The organism is Umezawaea tangerina, assembly GCF_003002815.1.
Taxonomy (GTDB): domain Bacteria; phylum Actinomycetota; class Actinomycetes; order Mycobacteriales; family Pseudonocardiaceae; genus Umezawaea; species Umezawaea tangerina.
Genome location: NZ_PVTF01000007.1, coordinates 385,320 through 402,405, shown reverse-complemented (window position 1 = coordinate 402,405; position 17,086 = coordinate 385,320). Strand labels below are relative to the sequence as shown.

At 71.5% G+C, this 17,086-nt stretch carries 17 protein-coding genes and 1 pseudogene; 13 read left to right on the top strand and 5 right to left on the bottom strand.

Annotation, left to right across the window (positions count from 1 at the left end; translation table 11 throughout):
• Positions 1–42: 42 nt before the first annotated feature.
• Positions 43–585 (bottom strand): ABATE domain-containing protein, encoded by a 543-nt coding sequence (locus CLV43_RS49405; protein ID WP_106189636.1) that lies wholly within the window; start codon positions 583–585, stop codon positions 43–45.
• 77 nt (positions 586–662) lie between these two features.
• Here CLV43_RS49405 and pcp point away from each other — a divergent pair, with 77 nt between their 5' ends.
• Positions 663–1,313 carry a pyroglutamyl-peptidase I gene (gene pcp, locus CLV43_RS24660; RefSeq protein WP_106189635.1) on the top strand — a complete coding sequence of 217 codons (651 nt, stop codon included), beginning with the start codon at positions 663–665 and terminating at the stop codon, positions 1,311–1,313.
• A 7-nt stretch (positions 1,314–1,320) separates the two neighbouring features.
• On the opposite strand, the gene CLV43_RS24655 is transcribed toward pcp, so the two are convergent.
• Positions 1,321–2,172 (bottom strand): IclR family transcriptional regulator, encoded by an 852-nt coding sequence (locus CLV43_RS24655; protein ID WP_106189634.1) that lies wholly within the window; start codon positions 2,170–2,172, stop codon positions 1,321–1,323.
• A 111-nt stretch (positions 2,173–2,283) separates the two neighbouring features.
• On the opposite strand from CLV43_RS24655, the gene CLV43_RS24650 reads away from it, so the two are divergent.
• Genes CLV43_RS24650 through CLV43_RS24610 form a run of 10 tightly spaced genes read left to right on the top strand, consistent with a single transcriptional unit; the run spans position 2,284 to position 12,252 of the window.
• Positions 2,284–2,949, top strand: a complete 666-nt coding sequence (locus tag CLV43_RS24650; RefSeq protein ID WP_211304530.1) for an ABC transporter permease — start codon at positions 2,284–2,286, stop codon at positions 2,947–2,949.
• Positions 2,942–3,940: an ABC transporter ATP-binding protein gene (locus CLV43_RS24645; RefSeq protein WP_106189633.1), complete on the top strand. Its 999-nt coding sequence runs from the start codon at positions 2,942–2,944 to the stop codon at positions 3,938–3,940. The genes CLV43_RS24650 and CLV43_RS24645 overlap by 8 nt, the downstream gene beginning before the upstream one ends.
• Positions 3,937–4,683 (top strand): ABC transporter permease, encoded by a 747-nt coding sequence (locus CLV43_RS24640; protein WP_106189632.1) that lies wholly within the window; start codon positions 3,937–3,939, stop codon positions 4,681–4,683. The genes CLV43_RS24645 and CLV43_RS24640 overlap by 4 nt, the downstream gene beginning before the upstream one ends.
• 30 nt (positions 4,684–4,713) lie before the next feature.
• The gene (locus CLV43_RS48565; protein WP_211304529.1) at positions 4,714–5,652 is read left to right on the top strand and encodes a glycine betaine ABC transporter substrate-binding protein; all 939 of its coding nucleotides are present in this window, start codon (positions 4,714–4,716) and stop codon (positions 5,650–5,652) included.
• Positions 5,653–6,159, top strand: coding sequence for a formaldehyde-activating enzyme (gene fae, locus CLV43_RS48560; protein ID WP_211304528.1), 507 nt, complete (start codon positions 5,653–5,655; stop codon positions 6,157–6,159).
• Complete coding sequence (locus CLV43_RS24630) at positions 6,159–7,064, top strand: NAD(P)-dependent oxidoreductase (protein ID WP_245886918.1); 906 nt, start codon at positions 6,159–6,161, stop codon at positions 7,062–7,064. The genes fae and CLV43_RS24630 overlap by 1 nt, the downstream gene beginning before the upstream one ends.
• Positions 7,061–8,557: an NAD-dependent succinate-semialdehyde dehydrogenase gene (locus tag CLV43_RS24625; protein ID WP_106189631.1), complete on the top strand. Its 1,497-nt coding sequence runs from the start codon at positions 7,061–7,063 to the stop codon at positions 8,555–8,557. Before CLV43_RS24630 ends, CLV43_RS24625 begins: the two co-directional genes overlap by 4 nt.
• Complete coding sequence (locus tag CLV43_RS24620; RefSeq protein ID WP_106189630.1) at positions 8,557–9,333, top strand: SDR family oxidoreductase; 777 nt, start codon at positions 8,557–8,559, stop codon at positions 9,331–9,333. Before CLV43_RS24625 ends, CLV43_RS24620 begins: the two co-directional genes overlap by 1 nt.
• Positions 9,334–9,364: 31 nt before the next feature.
• Positions 9,365–10,852 (top strand): FAD-binding oxidoreductase, encoded by a 1,488-nt coding sequence (locus CLV43_RS24615; protein ID WP_106189629.1) that lies wholly within the window; start codon positions 9,365–9,367, stop codon positions 10,850–10,852.
• Positions 10,849–12,252, top strand: coding sequence for an FGGY-family carbohydrate kinase (locus CLV43_RS24610; protein ID WP_106189628.1), 1,404 nt, complete (start codon positions 10,849–10,851; stop codon positions 12,250–12,252). The genes CLV43_RS24615 and CLV43_RS24610 overlap by 4 nt, the downstream gene beginning before the upstream one ends.
• A gap of 231 nt (positions 12,253–12,483) precedes the next feature.
• Here CLV43_RS24610 and CLV43_RS24605 read toward each other — a convergent pair whose 3' ends face one another.
• The 3 genes and pseudogenes from CLV43_RS24605 to CLV43_RS24595 form a co-directional block, all read right to left on the bottom strand.
• Entirely contained in the window at positions 12,484–12,834 is a 351-nt protein-coding gene (locus tag CLV43_RS24605; protein ID WP_106189627.1) for a hypothetical protein, read from the bottom strand.
• Between the two features lie 379 nt (positions 12,835–13,213).
• Positions 13,214–14,749 carry an alpha/beta hydrolase gene (locus CLV43_RS24600; protein ID WP_106189626.1) on the bottom strand — a complete coding sequence of 512 codons (1,536 nt, stop codon included), beginning with the start codon at positions 14,747–14,749 and terminating at the stop codon, positions 13,214–13,216.
• A 64-nt stretch (positions 14,750–14,813) separates the two neighbouring features.
• A pseudogene (locus tag CLV43_RS24595) lies at positions 14,814–14,963 on the bottom strand (ATP-binding cassette domain-containing protein); the annotation flags it as partial.
• A gap of 160 nt (positions 14,964–15,123) precedes the next feature.
• Here CLV43_RS24595 and CLV43_RS24590 point away from each other — a divergent pair.
• Positions 15,124–16,416 carry a sensor histidine kinase gene (locus CLV43_RS24590; protein WP_211304527.1) on the top strand — a complete coding sequence of 431 codons (1,293 nt, stop codon included), beginning with the start codon at positions 15,124–15,126 and terminating at the stop codon, positions 16,414–16,416.
• Positions 16,407–17,045: a response regulator gene (locus CLV43_RS24585; protein WP_106189625.1), complete on the top strand. Its 639-nt coding sequence runs from the start codon at positions 16,407–16,409 to the stop codon at positions 17,043–17,045. The genes CLV43_RS24590 and CLV43_RS24585 overlap by 10 nt, the downstream gene beginning before the upstream one ends.
• The last annotated feature ends 41 nt before the right edge of the window (positions 17,046–17,086 follow it).

Here is a 17,086-nt window from a genome sequence, read left to right as displayed (position 1 = left end):
CGGCCGAGGACGGCCACCGCGCACGACCTCGCGGCCGGACCTTCAGCCACTGTCCGCGGTGCGCCTCCCACGGTGCGAGCGGACCCGCGCACGGGTCGCGCAGCGCGGACCGCAGTAGCGCTGACGAGCGCCCCCGCGGTCGGAGAAGACCTTGCCGCACACGTGTTCCGCACAGCTCGCGAACGCCAGGACGGGCCGCGCGAGGTCCACAGCGCAGCTGCCGACGATCCGGGAGAGCGCCTGGGCGCACGAGTCCGGCGGCACGAGGGGGTCGTCCTGCGGCACCGACGCGGCCAACCGCCGCAGCACGTCCGCCGCGGACGCCGGTTCGGGCGACCCCGGCGGCAGCGGGAAACCCAGACGGGTCAGCACCACCGTGCGCAACGCCTCCCGGACGTGGTGGACCGCGACCAGGTCGTCCGCCCGCGGCCCACCACGCGGAGCCAGTCCCACCTCGGCGAACCAGCGCCACGCGACCTCCGGCGTCGCGAGCCACTCCGCGGGCGCGGACCCGTGCACGTTCGTCCTGGTCGCGAGGAAGTCCGCCCAGGTGTGCCCCGTGTCGACCACGAACTCGTCACCCATGGGCTGGAGTGTAACGCCAACTAGCGTTACATTGACTCCACAGGCCTTCGGGGACCCAGGCTGACTAGGAGAGCGACATGGCGACGATCTTGCTGACCGGCTTCGAACCGTTCGGTGGAGAGGAGGCGAACCCGTCGTGGAACGCGGTGCGCGCCGTGCGCGACAGCTGGTCCGGGCCGGGCACCGTGCACGCCGTCGAGCTGCCCGTCGACTTCCGCGGCCTGGACGCGGTGCTGCTGGACGCCTTTGAGCGGTACCAGCCCGACGTCGTGATCTGCACCGGCCTCGCGGGCGGGAACGCGGACATCGCCGTCGAACGGATCGCCATCAACGTCAAGGACCCCGGCGTGCCGGACAACGCGGGCTACCTCCCCGTGGACGAGCCCGTCGACGAGGACGGACCCGCCGCGTACTTCAGCACCCTGCCGATCAAGCCGATCGTCGCCCGGCTGGCCGAGGACGGGATCCCGGCGCGCGTGTCCGACAGCGCGGGGACCTACACCTGCAACTACGTCTTCTACCGGCTCATGCGCGCGCTCGCGGAGCTGCGCCCCCACGCCATCGGCGGCTTCGTCCACGTCCCCTACGAGCTCGCCCAGGCCGTGGGGTCGGTCCGCCCGCGGCCGTCGATGTCGCACGAGACCATCACCCGCGCCATCGCCCTCGCCGCCACCACCGCCCTGGAGTCGCTCGAGCAGCGCCTGGACACCGCGGTGGGCCTCACCTGAACCGACGTCATCCCGTGTGCCCCAACGCGACGGACAGGTCGTGGGCGGCCGCGGCGACGATGCGGCCGAGCTTGTCGAGCTGGGAGCCGATGCGCTCCTTCGGCGCGGAGACGTTGAGGGACGCCACGACGCGCGAGGTGAAGTCGTGCACCGGGGCGGAGGCCGCGACGACACCGCGTTCCAGCTCCTCGTCGGACGTGCTGTAGCCGCGGTCGCGGACCTTCGCCAGCTCGGCGAGCAGCGTGTCCAGGTCGTGGACCGGGGAGTCCGCTGTGGACGGTCGGGGTAGCACCGCGAACCCGGAGCGGACGGCGCCGGTGTGCTCCTGGGGTTCCAGCACCGGTTCGTCGCGACCGTGCTCGGAGTACCACAGCGCCACCGACTCGCGGTCCCAGTCGCTCAGGAGCACCCGACCGGACGGCGTGCACCAGGCCGCCGTGGTGACGCCCTCCCAGCCGGTGGTCTTGAACTGGTTGGGGCTCAGCTCGCTCAGCAGCGTGAGCACGTTGCCGCCGCGCAGCACGCACAGGTGCGCGGTCTCCCTGGTGACCTCCGTGACGTGCTTGAGGTGCGCCCTGGCCTGCCGGGCGAGGGCGCCCTCGGCGGTGCGGGCGGCCAACGCGTAGAGCCGGGAACCGAGCCGGTAGCCCAGGGTCTGCGGGTCGCGGTCGACCAGTCCGGCGTCGGCGAGGGTCGCCAGCGTGCGCGACACGACCGCCTTGTCCCGTCCGGTGAGGGCGGCGATGCGGACCACGCCGAGCCCGCCCGCCTCGACCGCCTCCGGTCGGCCGAGCGCCTCCAGGACCTCGATGTCCCTGGCCAAACCCGCCGAGTTGCGCCGTGAGCCGCCCTGTTCCATGGCCGCATCGTAAGTCGTGGTTGCCATATCGCCAACGGCCGTTGTGCATAAGAACACCCCCTCCTTATCGTCCTCGACCATCGGCAACGCGGCCGAGAAGGAGGGCACCTCGTGACCGGACTCCACCTCGTACGACTGGACGACTTCCTGGCCCGCCGCTGGGAGGACGTCGTCGACCTGACGTTGCAGCACCTCGCCGCCGTGGCGGTCTCCCTGGCGCTGGCCACCGCGATCGGTGTCCTCATCGGCCTGCTCGTCTGGGACCGCCCGGTCCCCCGCGCGGTCTCGCTCACGGCGGCGGGCATCGCGATCACGATCCCGTCGCTGGCGCTGCTGGCGCTGCTGAGCCCGGTCCTCGGGCTCGGGTGGGCGCCGACGATCGTGGCGCTGGTCTTCTACTCGCTGCTGCCGATCGTGCGCAACACCGTCGTGGGCCTGCGGGAGGTCCCCTCGCACCTCGTCGAGTCCGCGCAGGGCATGGGGATGACGCCGGCGCGCGTGCTGCTCTCCGTGCAGCTGCCGCTGGCGTGGCCGGTGATCGTGACCGGCATCCGGGTCGCCGCGCAGCTCACCATCGGCATCGCGGCGATCGCGGCCTACGTCGCCGGCCCCGGCCTCGGTGTGTACATCTTCCGCGGGCTGTCCTCGCTCGGGTCGGTCAACGCCCTCAACTTCGCCCTGACCGGGACGCTGTGCGTGGTGCTGCTGGCGCTGCTCGTCGACGGCCTGTTCGTCCTCATCGCCCGCCACAGCACGCCGAGGGGCCTCCGTGTCTGAACCCACCACCACCGCGGGCGTCGGCATCGAGCTGGACGGCGTCACCAAGCACTACCCCGGCCAGCGGCAGAGCGCCGTCGAGGACTTCTCGCTGCGGGTAGAACCGGGCGAGCTGCTGATGTTCGTCGGCCCCAGCGGCTGCGGCAAGACGACCACGATGAAGATGATCAACCGGATCATCGAGCCGACCTCGGGCTCGATCACGATCGACGGCGAGGACGTCCTGTCGCTGGACCCGCACGAGCTGCGCCGCCACATCGGCTACGTGATCCAGCAGATCGGGCTGTTCCCGCACATGACCATCGCGGAGAACATCGCCACGGTGCCGAAGCTGCTCGGCTGGACCAAGCAGCGCACCGCCGAGCGGGTCGACGAGCTGCTGCGCACGGTGGCGCTCGACCCGGCCGTGTTCGCCCACCGCTACCCGAAGCAGCTCTCCGGCGGTCAGCAGCAACGCGTCGGGGTCGCCCGCGCGCTGGCCGCGGACCCGCCGGTGATGCTGATGGACGAGCCGTTCGGCGCGACCGACCCGATCACCCGGCAGGGCCTCCAGGAGGAGTTCCTGAGGCTGCAGGCCGACATCGGCAAGACGATCATCTTCGTCACCCACGACTTCGACGAGGCGGTCCGGCTCGGCGACCGGATCGCGGTGCTCGGCGAGCGCAGCCGGATCGAGCAGTGCGACACGCCCGCGAACATCCTGGCCGCCCCGGCCAACGACTACGTGGCCGGGTTCATCGGCCGCGGCGCCGCCCTGATGCGGCTCGCCCTGATCCCGATCGGGACGGTGGCGCTGGAGCCACCCGGCGGTTCGGCACCCAGGCTCGACGCGGACGGCTCGCTGCGCGACGCCCTCGACCTCCTGGTGCTCACCGGGGCCGAGCGGGTCGACGTCACCGACGCGACCGGTGCCGTGGCGGGATCCCTCACCCACGCCGGGATCTCCACCGCGCTGGGCGCGTCCCGGCAGGCCGCGGGGTCGACGCCATGACCGTCCACACCGGACCGCAGCGCACCCGCTTGCTGCGCCACGTCGCGACTCCACTCGCCGTGACCGTCGTGCTCGTCGCCCTGTTCGCCTGGGTCGGCACGCTCCGGCTCGACTCGATCGAGTCCCGCACGCTCAACGCGGGCTACCTGCTCGACCGCACGCGGGAGCACCTGGTCCTGACCGTCACCTCCTCGGCGCTGGTCGCGCTGCTCGCCATCCCCACCGCCATCGCGGCGTACCGGGTGCGGTCGCGGGTCGTCAAGGCGGTCGTCATCGCGCTCGGCAACATCGGCCAGGCCACGCCCGCCGTCGGCGTGGTGATCCTGCTGGCCATCGTCTGGCGGACCGGCTTCACCACGGCGCTGGTCTCGCTGGTCGCCTACTGCTTCCTCCCGGTGCTGCGCAACACGCTCACCGGCCTCGAACAGGTCGACGCCGCCACCCGCGAGGCGGCGCTCGGCATGGGCATGACACCGCGCCAGGTGCTGTGGCGCGTCGAGCTCCCCCTGGCCTCGCCGGTGATCCTGGCCGGGCTGAGGACGGCGCTCGTGTTCTCCGTCGGCGTCGCCACCATCGCCACGTTCATCAACGCGGGCGGTCTCGGCGACATGATCATCAACGGCCTGAAGCTCCAGAGGTTCTCCGTCCTGCTCGTCGGCGCGGTGCTCGTCGCCGCCATCGCCGTCCTCATCGACTGGGCCGCGGGCCTGGTCGAGGACTGGACCCGCCCCCGCGGTCTCTGACCCACCCCACGACACCTCCAAGGAACAGCCATGCCCAAGCACGCCCCCGCACTGCTCTGCGCGATAGCCGCGAGCGCCCTCGTCCTGTCCGCCTGCTCCGGCTCGTCCTCCCCGGCGGGCGACGCGAGCAAGGGCGAGGAGCTCAAGGGCCTCAGCGGCCAGATCGGCTCCAAGGACTTCGCCGAGCAGTACATCCTCGCCCACCTCACCACCAAGCTGCTCAACGCCCACGGCGCGACGCTGGAGGCCAACACCAAGCTCGTGGGCTCGGCCAACGTGCGGCAGGCGTTGGAGAACAAGCAGTTCGTCGGCTACTGGGAGTACACCGGCACCTCCTGGATCACCTACAACAAGCAGACCCAGCCGCTCAAGGACGCCAAGGAGCAGCTCGACGCCGTCAAGACCGCCGACGCCGCCAAGGGCATCGAGTGGGTGGCGCCCGCGCCGTTCAACAACACCTACACCTTCGCGATCCGCAGCGAGAAGGCCAAGGAGCTCGGCGTCACGAAGATGAGCCAGATCGCCGCGCTGCCCGCGGACCAGAAGACGTTCTGCATCGAGAGCGAGTTCTCCACCCGCGACGACGGCTGGCCGGGCGTGTCGTCCACCTACGGCTTCGGCGCGGGGAAGGACGACGTGAAGCTGCTCGACACCGGCGTGATCTACACGGCGACGAAGGACGGCAAGGACTGCAACTTCGGCGAGGTGTTCGCCACCGACGGCCGGATCGCGTCGCTGGGGCTGACCGTGCTGGAGGACGACAAGAAGTTCTTCCCGATCTACCAGGGCGGGTTCACCCTCCAGGCGCAGGTGCTCAAGGACCACCCGAAGATCGCAGAGGTCCTCTCCCCCATGGCGGGCAAGCTGACCACCGAGGAGATGCAGAAGCTCAACTCGAAGGTGGACGTGGACGGCGACGAGCCGGACAAGGTCGCCGAGGACTGGCTGACCGAACAGGGGCTGATCTAGGTGCTGATCGGGGAGAGCTTCGTCGGCGAGGGCGTCAACGCCGCCCACGTCAACACCGTGCTGGGCCACCGGGACGGTCCGGCGGGCACGGCGTGGGCGACGGCGCTGGCCACGCCGAGTGCCGGGCACGTGCCGTTCGTGGCGGTCCTGCGGCCGTCGCTGCCGGTCAAGCCGCTGACGTTGTTCGTGACCAAGGCGGCTCCCGCCGACGACGGGCACGGGCTGCTGATCTGGGGTCCGGCGCAGGCGGGGATCGCCGCGGGGGTGGCGGACGCCGTCGCCGCCGGGTCGATCCCGGAGGCCCACGCGTCGACCCACGTGCTGATCGCGGCGGTGTGGGTCAACCCCGCCGCCGACGACGCCGACGCCGTGTACCGCAACAACCGCGAGGCCACCCGGACCGCGCTGGCCAACGGCGCGGCCGACCTGCCGCCGTTGCACGCCGTGCTGGCCGCGCGCGACGAGCCGTCCAACCCGTTCTACACACCGGCGAAGGAGAGCACCTAGTGGCAGGCGACGCGCGACCGACCGTCGGGTTCATCGGTCTGGGCAGCATGGGTTCGGGCATGACGCGCAACCTGCTGCGCGCCGGGTACCCGTTGGTGGTCAACGACATCCGCCCCGAACAGGGGGCCGGCCTGGTGGACGCGGGGGCGCGGTGGGCCGACACGCCCGCCGAGACCGCGGCGCGCAGCGACCTGGTGATCACGATGCTGCCGACGCCCCGGCACGTCGCCGACGTGCTGGGCGGTCCGGCGGGGGTCCTGGCGGGGATCGCCGACGGCGGCACGTGGGTCGACATGTCCACGTCGGTGCCCGAGGTCGCCGACGGCATCCGGCTCGCCAACCCCGGACTCCACGTCCTGGACGCGCCGGTCAGCGGGATGTCGAGCGGCGCGGCGGCGGGCACGCTGCAGATCTTCGTCGGCGGCGAGGCCTCCGACGTCACCCGGCTCAGACCCGTGTTCGAGGCGATGGGCTCGCCGGAGCGGATCCTGCACGTCGGCGGGCACGGCGCGGGCTACGTGGTGAAGCTGCTGATCAACCAGCTGTGGTTCTCCCACCTGGTGGCCACCGCCGAGGTGCTGGCGGTCGGCGTCAAGGCGGGTGTCGACCTGGGGGTGCTGCGGTCCTCGCTGGTGGCCAGTCCGGCCAACAGCGCGTTCGTGGAACGCGACGTGCTGTCCGTGCTGGAGCAGGGCGACTACGACGAGGGCTTCGCCATCGCGCTGGCGTGCAAGGACCTCGGCCTGTCGATCGACCTGGCCCGCGCGGTCGGCGTGCCCACGGAGCTGTCGGCGCTGGTCGAACAGGTGTACCGGCGGGCCCGCGCCAGCTACGGGGACCGCGCGGGCGAGATGACGCCGATGCGGCTCTACGAGGACCTGATCGAACGGGAGCTGCGGCTGTGACGACTGAACGGGACCTGCTGGACCGGGTGCCCACCGGACTGCACGTCGACGGGGCGTGGAGCGCCGCGGGCGACGACCGCGTGTTCGACGTGCTCGACCCCTCCACCGAGGAGGTGCTCGCGAGCGTGGCCGACGCCGGTCCCGCCGACGGGCTGCGCGCGCTGGCCGCCGCCCACGCCGCCCAGTCGGCGTGGGGGCGGACCCCGCCGCGCGAGCGGGCCGAGGTGCTGCGGAGGGCGTTCGACATCGTCGTCCGCCGCACCGAGGAGATCGCGCTGCTCATCACGTTGGAGATGGGCAAGCCGCTGGCCGAGTCGCGGGCGGAGGTGGCCTACGGCGCGGAGTTCCTGCGCTGGTTCTCCGAGGAGGCGCCACGGATCTCCGGCCGGTACACCACCGCTCCGGACGGCCGCAACCGGTTGCTGGTGACCAAGAGGCCGGTCGGGCCGTGCCTGCTGGTGACGCCGTGGAACTTCCCGCTGGCGATGGCGGCCCGCAAGGTGGCGCCCGCCATCGCGGCGGGCTGCACGATGGTGCTCAAACCCGCCGAGCTGACCCCGTTGACGGCCCTGCTGCTGGCCGAGGTGTTCACCGAGGCCGGTCTGCCGCCGGGTGTGCTCAACGTCGTGCCGACCAGCGACCCGGCCGCGCTGACCGAGCCGCTGCTGGCCGATCCCCGGCTGCGCAAGCTGTCCTTCACCGGGTCCACGGCGGTCGGCAGGCGGCTCATCGCGGGCTGCGCCGACCAGGTGCTGCGGATGTCGATGGAGCTGGGTGGCAACGCCCCGTTCCTGGTGTTCGCCGACGCCGACGTGAGCGCCGCCGTCGAAGGGGCGCTGGTGGCCAAGCTGCGCAACGGCGGCGAGGCCTGCGTGGCCGCCAACCGGTTCCTGGTGCACGAGGACGTGGTCGAGGAGTTCACCTCGCGGCTGGTGGCGCGGATGCGGGAGTACCCGGTGGGCCGCGGCACCGAGGCGTCCACCCGGATCGGCCCGCTGATCGACGGGAAGACCCGGTCGAAGGTGTCCGGGCTGGTGGCGGACGCGGTCGACCGGGGAGCCACCGCCGCGATCGGCGGGAACGCGTTGGAGGGCAAGGGGTTCTTCTACGAGCCGACCGTGCTCGTGGACGTCCCGGCGGACGCCCGGATCCTCGCCGAGGAGGTCTTCGGACCGGTCGCGCCGATCACCGCGTTCGGCTCCGAGCAGGAGGCCGTGCGGCTGGCCAACGCCACCGAGTTCGGGCTGGTCTGCTTCGCCTACACCCGCGACCTGGACCGCGGCCTGCGCCTGGCCGAGGAGCTGGAGACCGGGATGCTCGGGCTCAACACCGGCGTGGTGTCCAACCCCGCGGCGCCGTTCGGCGGCGTCAAGCAGTCCGGGCTCGGGCGGGAGGGCGGCGCCGAGGGCATCGAGGAGTACCTCGAGACCTGCTATGTGGCCGTGGCCGACCCGTTCGCGACGCTGCCGCACGACAAGACGGGGGAAGCCTGATGGACTTTGACGACTTCGGCCTCGACCTGTTCTCCCTCAAGGGCCGCAGCGCCATCGTCACCGGCGGCAACACCGGGCTCGGGCAGGCGTTCGCGGTCGGGTTGGCCAAGGCGGGCGCCGACGTGTTCGTGCCCAGCGTGGTGTCCGACGACGGCGAGACCCAGCGGCTGGTGGAGGCCGAGGGGCGCCGGTTCGCCTCGACGACCGCCGACATCACCCGGCCCGGTGTGTGCGCGGAGGTGGTCGACATGTGCGTCGACCACCTGGGGTCGGTGGACATCCTGGTCAACTCGGCGGGCATCAGCCTGCTCGACGACGTCGAGTCGTTCGACCGCTCCAAGTGGGACCCGATGGTCGCGGTGAACCTCACCGCGGCGTTCGAGATCGCGCACGAGGCGACCCGGTACATGATCCCGCAGCGCTCCGGGAAGATCATCAACATCGCGTCGCTGTTCTCCTTCCTCGGCGGCCGCTCCTCCCCCGCCTACGCCGCGACCAAGCACGGCATCGTCGGGTTCACCAAGGCCTACTGCGACGAGCTGGCCCAGCACAACATCCAGGTCAACGCCGTGGCACCGGGCTACTTCGACACCAGGATCACCGAGGCGACGCGCGCCGACCCCGAGGCCAACCGCCGCATCGTCGAGCACATCCCGGCCGGGCGCTGGGGCAGGGCGGGCGACCTCATGGGCGCCGTCGTCTTCCTCGCGGGCCGCGCCTCCGACTACGTCAACGGGCACGTGCTGGTCGTCGACGGCGGTTACCTCGTCCGCTGAACCACCCCCGAACGAAAGCGAGACCGCACCGATGACCACCATCCCCGCCCCGACGCCGTCCACGGCGTCCGCGTCCGACCTGGACCGGGGCGAGATCGTCGCCGGGCTCGTCGACCTGCTCGGCCCCGAGAAGGTGAGCGTCGACGAGCAGGAGCTGCGCGAGGCGAGCGTGGACCGCTTCCGCAAGTACACCGCGGTGCACGGCATCTTCGACGGCCCGATCCCGGCGGCGGTGGTCCGCCCGTCGAGCACCGGGGAGGTGGCGGCGGTGCTGGCGTTCGCCGACCGGCACCGGGTCAACGTGGTGCCGCGCACCGGCAGGACCGCCACCGAGGGCGGGCTGGAGACCGTCGTGGAGGACACGATCGTGCTCGACGCGTCCACGATGGACCAGATCGTGGCGGTCGACCCGGTGAACATGATGGCCACGGCGCAGTGCGGGGTCCCGTTGCAGCGCCTGGAGGACGCGCTGCGGGAGCAGGGTCTGACCACCGGCCACTCGCCGCAGTCCAAGCCGCTGGCCCAGATGGGCGGGCTCGTCGCCACGCGGTCCATCGGCCAGCTCTCCACGTTGTACGGCGGGATCGAGGACATGGTGGTGGGCCTGGAGGCGGTGTTCCCCGGCGGTGCCGTGAGCCGGATCAAGAACGTGCCGCGCCGCGCCGCCGGTCCGGACATCCGGCACGTGGTGATCGGCAACGAGGGCGCGCTCTGCGTCATCACCGAGGTCACCGTGAAGGTGTTCCGGTACCAGCCCGAGCACAACCGCTACTACGGCTTCCTGCTCGACGACTTCGGCGCGGCCGTGGACGGGCTGCGCACCCTGGTCACCGACGGGTACCGGCCGTCGGTGTGCCGCGCCTACTCCCCCGAGGACGCGGGCCAGCACTTCGCGCACTTCTCCCGCGGCAAGAACGTCGTGGTGCTCGTCGCCGAAGGGCCTGAGGGCATCGCGCGGGCCACCGGGGAGGCCATCGAGCAGGTGTTCGCCTCCGCCGAGGCCGTCGACCCCCAGTTGGTCGAGGACTGGTTCGCCGACCTCAACTGGGGCCAGGACAAGATCGACGCCGAGAAGCGGGCCATGCTCGACACCCGGCACCTCGGCTACACCACGGAGGTGTCGGTCGACTGGTCGAACGCCGCGCCGCTGTACGAGGCGGTGCTGCACCGGATCCGCACGACGTTCCCGCGGGTGGACGACCTCACCCTGCTCGGCGCGCACTCCTCGCACAGCTACCAGACCGGCACGAACCTCTACTTCGTCTACGACTACGACATCTCCTGCCCGCCGGAGCAGGAGATCACCGAGTACCACATCCCGTTGAACGCGATCATCGTCGAGGAGGCGCTGCGGCTGGGCGGGTCGATGGTGCACCACCACGGCATCGGCAAGTACCGCACCCCGTGGACCCGCGAGGAGCACGGCACCGCGTACCCGATGCTGGAGGTGCTCAAGCGCGGCTTCGACCCCAACGGGATCATGAACGCGGGCACGATCTTCCCGCTGGCGGGTCCGTGACGGCGTACCTGGTCGCGATCGACAACGGGTCGCAGAGCACGAAGGTGTCGATCGTCGACGAGGTCGGGGCGGTGCACGCCTCGGCGCAGCGGCCGCTGCGGCCCTACGCCCATCCCCGACCGGGGCAGGTCGTGCACCCCGACGACGACCTGTGGGACTCGATCGCGGCCACCTGCGCCGAGGCGATGCGGTCGTTCACCGGCGACGTGTCGCGGATCGCGGGAGTCGGGCTGTGCACGATCCGGTTCTGCCGCGCCCTGCTCGACCACGACGGCGGCCTGCACGAGCCGTTGTTGAGCTGGATGGACGAGCGGCTGGCGCGCGCCCAGGAACCGAACCCCGCGATCCGGCACGTCACGACGTCCTCGGGCTACGCGACCTACCGGCTGACCGGGCGACGGCGCGACACCGCCGGGAACTACCAGGGCATGTGGCCCATCGATCCCACGACGTGGCGCTGGTCCACCGATCCCGAGCCCTACACCGCGACGGGCATGCGCCGGGACCAGCTGTTCGACCTGGTCGACCCCGGCGACCTGCTGGGGCACGTCACCGACGCCGCCGCCGCGACGACCGGCCTCCCCACCGGGCTCCCCGTGTTCGCCACGTCGAACGACAAGGCCGTCGAGGCGCTGGGCAGCGGCCTGCGCCGCGACGACGAGGTGCTCGTGTCGTTGGGCACCTACATCGCCGCGATGACCACCGGTGACCACCACTCCGTCGACGACTCGGGCCGCTTCTGGACCAACTTCGCCTCGGTGCCCGACCGGTACCTCTACGAGAGCGGCGGGATCCGCCGGGGCATGTGGACGGTCAGCTGGTTCCGCGACCTGGTCGGAGCCGACCTCGCCGAACTGACGGCGGACGCGGCGACCGTCGAACCGGGCAGCGGCGGCCTGATGGCCGTCCTGGACTGGTTGGCACCCACCGACCACCCGCACCGCCGCGGCGCTCTGCTCGGCTTCGACGGCACCCAGGGCAGGCACCACGTCTACCGCGCCATCGTCGAGGCGATCGCCCTGACCATGCACCAGCACTGCACCGCCATGGCCACCGCCCTGGACCGGAACTTCACCGACATCATCCTGTCCGGCGGCGGCTCCCGCTCAGACCTGATGGCCCAGATCTTCGCCGACGTCTTCGCCCGCCCAGTCCGCCGCACCCGGATGAGCGACGCCGCAGGCCTAGGCGCCGCCATCTGCGCCGCCGTCGGCAGCGGCATCCACCCCGACTGGAACACAGCCATCCGCGCGATGGCAAGCACCACCGACCTCACCACCCCAACCACCGACGGCATCCACGCCTACGCCTCGATCGCCCCCAGGTACGCACGCATCACCGAATTCACCGACCCCCTGTTCACCGCCCTCGCGACCACCGAGGACCACCCAGCCGGATAGGCCGGACGACCCCGCGCCCCTGTTCACCTCACCCACGACCACCCAGCCAGGTAGACCGGGTACCCCGCCCCCTGCACCGCACCCGCAACCACCTAGGGCCACCCGGCCGGATAGGCGGGGCGCCCCCGCGCCTATCCCTACGCACGCGCGACCTCACCCTCCAGCTTCTGGACGGTGGAGTGAGAACTGGTGTCAGGGTCTGCCTCGGTGCCAAGGGTTCCCGGTCCGGTGTCAGGGACGGGGAGGGATCTGACCGGTGCGCACCACCCGGCGCAGCAGCACCACTGCGGCCACCAGGCACACCACCAACGACACCAGGCTCGCTTCCGGACCGAACCCACCATCGGTCAACGCCACCGGACCGGTCAACGAGGTGTGCAGCAGCCCCTCCGGAGCCTGGTCCGAACCCGACACCACCGTGCCGAACCCACCCAATACCAGGATCAGCGCCATCACCGCGGTGAACAGGCCACCGCCGAGCAGCGCGCCCCGGCGCAACCCCGACCACATGTCCCGCCGAACCAGTTCGGGCACCTCCAGCCGCCCCTCCACCGGCGTGGTCGGCCGGCGGTAGACCAGCACCCCACCCACTCACAACCGCCGATTCCCGCCGCGCCCCCTTGGGCATCACCGCGACCAACCAAGCACAGCCCGCGATCAGTGATCCGATGTGGACTCGTGATGACCTCCCGAAGCAGTGAGTACAGCCGCGATCCACTCTTCACGCGCCCCGCGCCCACCTCCAGTTCGACCTGCCGGTGACCCCCGAACCACTCGACCATCGACGGCGAGGTCACCACCAGCCCGTCGGCGAGGGGAACGCAGCGGGTAAGACCCTGCGGACTGAGTCGCGGAATGCGCTGTCCCGCACCAGATCCGCTAACTTGATCCACGCCTGGAGCTGCTCGGTGATCTGCTGTCGCCATCAGGTATGACCAGTCAGGCCCTGAGGGGGCGGGGGTTACTGGGTGCAGGTCAGGTCGGTGGTGGGTAGGTTGCCGGTGTCGAGGTAGGCGTTCACGGCGGTGTCGACGCAGTCGGAGCCGCGGAACAGGTAGACGCCGTGGTCGCGGGCGCCTTCCAGGGTGATCATGCGGGAGCCGCTGAGTGCCCGGTGCATGGCTTGGCCCATCTCCAGGACGGCGTTGACCTCACCGGCAGCTTGGACCACCAGTGCTGGTGTGCCGTTGCGGACGCGGACCGGACGTTCCCGTGGTGGGTTCGGCCAGAACGCGCAGGGGGTGATGTTGTTGCCCAGCGGACCGAACAGGGGATTCCCAGTGCGCGCCGCCTCGATGTCGCGCCAGTACGCCTCGACGTCCCGTGACACTGGTGCGTCACCGCACTGCACGGCGGTCGCGGCGCTGTGTTGCGCGGACTCCCGACCGGTCAACTGGCCCGCCAACGTGTCCGAGAGGGCCTGGGTCGGCTCGGCGCCACCGGTGTCGGCTGCCTGCGCCAGCACCTGAACGGTGGCCGCGAGTTCGACCGCGCTCTCCTCGCTGTCGTCGACCAGGAGGCCGAGGACGAGTGCGGGGACGACGGTGTCGTCCACCAGGTACGGGCCCACCCGCAGCGGTGTGTCGGCGGCGGCACGGTAGACCCGGTCCACCGTGGCCAGCACCTGCTCGGCGGTGGTGCCCAGGTGGAACAGGTCGTCGTGCTGGGCGGCCAGCGCGGCCCACTCCCCCAGCGCCGCCGCACGGCGGGAGGCGGCCGTGCGGTCCGACAGGATCGTGACGCCCGGACGGTCCGGGTCGATGGCGCTGTCGAGCACGACCCGCCCGGCTCGCCCGCCGAACCGCTGGAGGTACTGGGCGCCCAGGTAGCTGCCCTGCGAGTAGCCGAGGAACGACAGCTTGGGCGCGCCGAGCGCGGCCCGGACGACGTCCATGTCACGCGCGGCGTCGGCCGTGGACGCGTAGGGCAGCACGTCGGCGTTGGTCCGGGCGCACCGGTCGGCCAGGTCCTTCGACAGCGCGACCATCCGGTCGAAGCTCTCCCGGTCGGTACCCGCGGACCGCGGCAGCCAGCCTGCCTGCCAGCCGCAGTCGATCGGCGAGCTGCGCCCGGAGAACCGGACGTCCATGCCGATGACGTCGAACTTGGCGCCGGTCACGCCCAGCCCTTGCCTGGCGAGCGGCACGGTGGACAGCACCGGGGTGGCTGGGCCACCGAGGTTGAAGAGCAGCGGACCGGCGTAGTGGGCTGTATCGGTGGCCTTGCTGCGAGCGATGGCGACGGTGATGGCGCGCCCGCCGGGGTGCGAGTAGTCCAGCGGCACCCGGATGTCGGCGCATTGCACACCGGCTTCGTCCAGCGCGCGGCCGTCGCCGTCGTCCGGGCCGCGTTGGCACGCTCTCCAGTCGACGTGTTGCCGGTGGTACGGACCGAGCCCCGCGTCCTGCGTCGTGTCGGCGCCCGCGACGGGGGCCGCAGCGAGTCCCGCAGCCGTGGCCAGCACCGCGCCCAGCAGTGCGCGTCGTGATCGGTTCATCGAATTCTCCTTGGGTGATGGGGTGACCAGGTCAGACGTCCCGGTGGTGCGGTCGCCACGCGGCGAGCCCGAGGATCATCCGCATCGTGGTGGACTTGCCCGCGCCGTTCGGGCGGAGGAAACCGGTCACCAGCCCAGGGCGGACCGTGAAAGTCAGCCCGTCGACGGCCAGCGCGCCGCCGTACCGCTTCGTCAGTCCCCGCGTCTCGATCATCGCCTGTGCTCCTCCGCGTCGTCCGGCAGGCATAAACGCTGCCAGGGCGGGAAGGTGCTGTAAGCCGGGCTACCAGCCCCACGGGCTTGGGGTTTTCCCCACCCTCGACAGCAGGCTTTCCCGGTGGTCGGCCGACGGCGGGATGCCTAACGTTGTGCCCATGACCTCAGCGAGCACCGATGCCAGGACGGACGCGCGGACCACCGGCCCGCTCGCCCTGCTGCGACCGCTGTCGTCGCACCGCACCTGGCAAGCCACCTTCCACGCGGTGGCGGGGATGTTCCTCGGCGCCGCGACGGGTGTGGTGGTCGTGCTCCTGGGCGTGTTGTGGTGGGCCGCCGTGATCAGCCTGGTCCAGGGGGCGAACGGCCACTGGCTGCTCACCGCGCTGTACGTGGTCGTCGCGCTGTTGGCCCCGCTGGCGGTGCCGCCGTGGGTGCGGTTCATCAGCGCACTCCAGCGGGAGCGGTTCCGGGCGCTGCTCGGTGTCGAGATCGCCGCGCCGGGGCACGCCCCCGGCTCCGGGTGGCGGTCGATCCTGCGGCCGTGGACCACGGGGGCCACCTGGCGCCAGCTCGCCTACCACCTGCTCACGCCGCTGCTGGGCGGTCTTGGCGGGGTGGTCGTCCTGGCCTGCTGGTCAGCGCCCGTGCTCCTGCCCTTGTCCGTGGGCACTCCGTCCGGTCCCGAGTACCTCCTGCGGTTCGTCGGGGCCATCGCCCTGCTGTTCGCCGCGCCGTGGGTCGCGCGCGGGGTCGCCGGAGCGGACACGGCCGTGGCCCGGCACCTGCTCGGTCGCGGCCAAGCCGAGGAGCTCGCCGAACGGGTGGAGTCGTTGGCCCGCAGCCGGGCCGACCTGACCTCCGCCGCCGACAGCGAACGGCGCCGGATCGAACGGGACCTGCACGACGGCGTCCAGCAGCGCCTCGTCTGCCTGGCGATGAACCTGGGCATGGCCCGCGCGACGCTGACCACACCAACGGAGGAGGCATTGGAGGTGATCGCTGCGGCCCATGACGAGGCCACCGCGGCGCTGGCCGAGCTGCGTGACTTCGTGCGCGGGCTGCATCCGGCCGTGCTCGACGACCGGGGGCTCGACGCGGCGCTGTCCGGCGTCGTCGCGCGGGCGCCGTTGCCGGTGAAGTTACGCGTGGACGTCCCGCGGCGGTGCTCGCCGAGCATCGAGGCGATCGCCTACTTCGCCGTGTCGGAGGCGCTGACGAACGTCGCCAAGCACGCGGAGGCGAGCCGGGCCGAGGTCGTGACGGAGCAGGTCGGCGACCGGCTGGTCGTCACCGTGACCGATGACGGTCGGGGCGGGGCGTCGTCCGAGGGCGCAGGCACCGGTCTGCGTGGGCTCGCGCAGCGGGCGGCCGCCGTCGACGGTGGTCTGACGGTGGTGAGCCCACCCGGTGGCCCGACGACCGTTACCGTGTCCGTCCCATGCGAGTAGTGCTAGCCGAAGACTCCGTCCTGCTGCGGGCAGGCCTCACCAAGCTGCTCACCGACGGGGGCTTCGAGGTCGTCGACGCGGTGCCGGACGCCGACCGGTTGCTGACCGCCGTCGACGCACACCGGCCCGATGTCGTGGTCGTCGACGTGCGGATGCCGCCGACCCACACCGACGAGGGCATCCGGGCCGCGCTCGTCATCCGGCGGTTGCACCCCGAGATCGCGGTGTGCGTGCTGTCGCAGTACGTGGAGGAGCGGTACGCCACGGATCTGCTGTCGGTCGGTACCAGTGGTGTCGGGTACCTGTTGAAGGACCGGGTCGCGCAGGTGTCGGACTTCCTCGACGCGCTGCGCAGGGTGGCCGCCGGGGGCACGGCGCTGGATCCGGAGGTGGTCGCCCAGCTGCTGGTGCGTCGCGACGATCCGATGGAGCGTCTGACTCCGCGGGAACAGGAGGTGCTGCGGTTGATGGCGGAGGGTCGCTCCAACAACGGCATCACGGCGGCGCTGAAGGTCGGCCACAGCGCGGTGGAGAAGTACGTGACCAACATCTTCGCCAAGCTCGATCTGCCGCCGACCGACACCGACCACCGTCGGGTGCTGGCCGTGCTCAAGTACCTGGGCACCTGAGAACAGTCAGGTTCCACCGTGGCGTAGCGAGGGTGTTACGC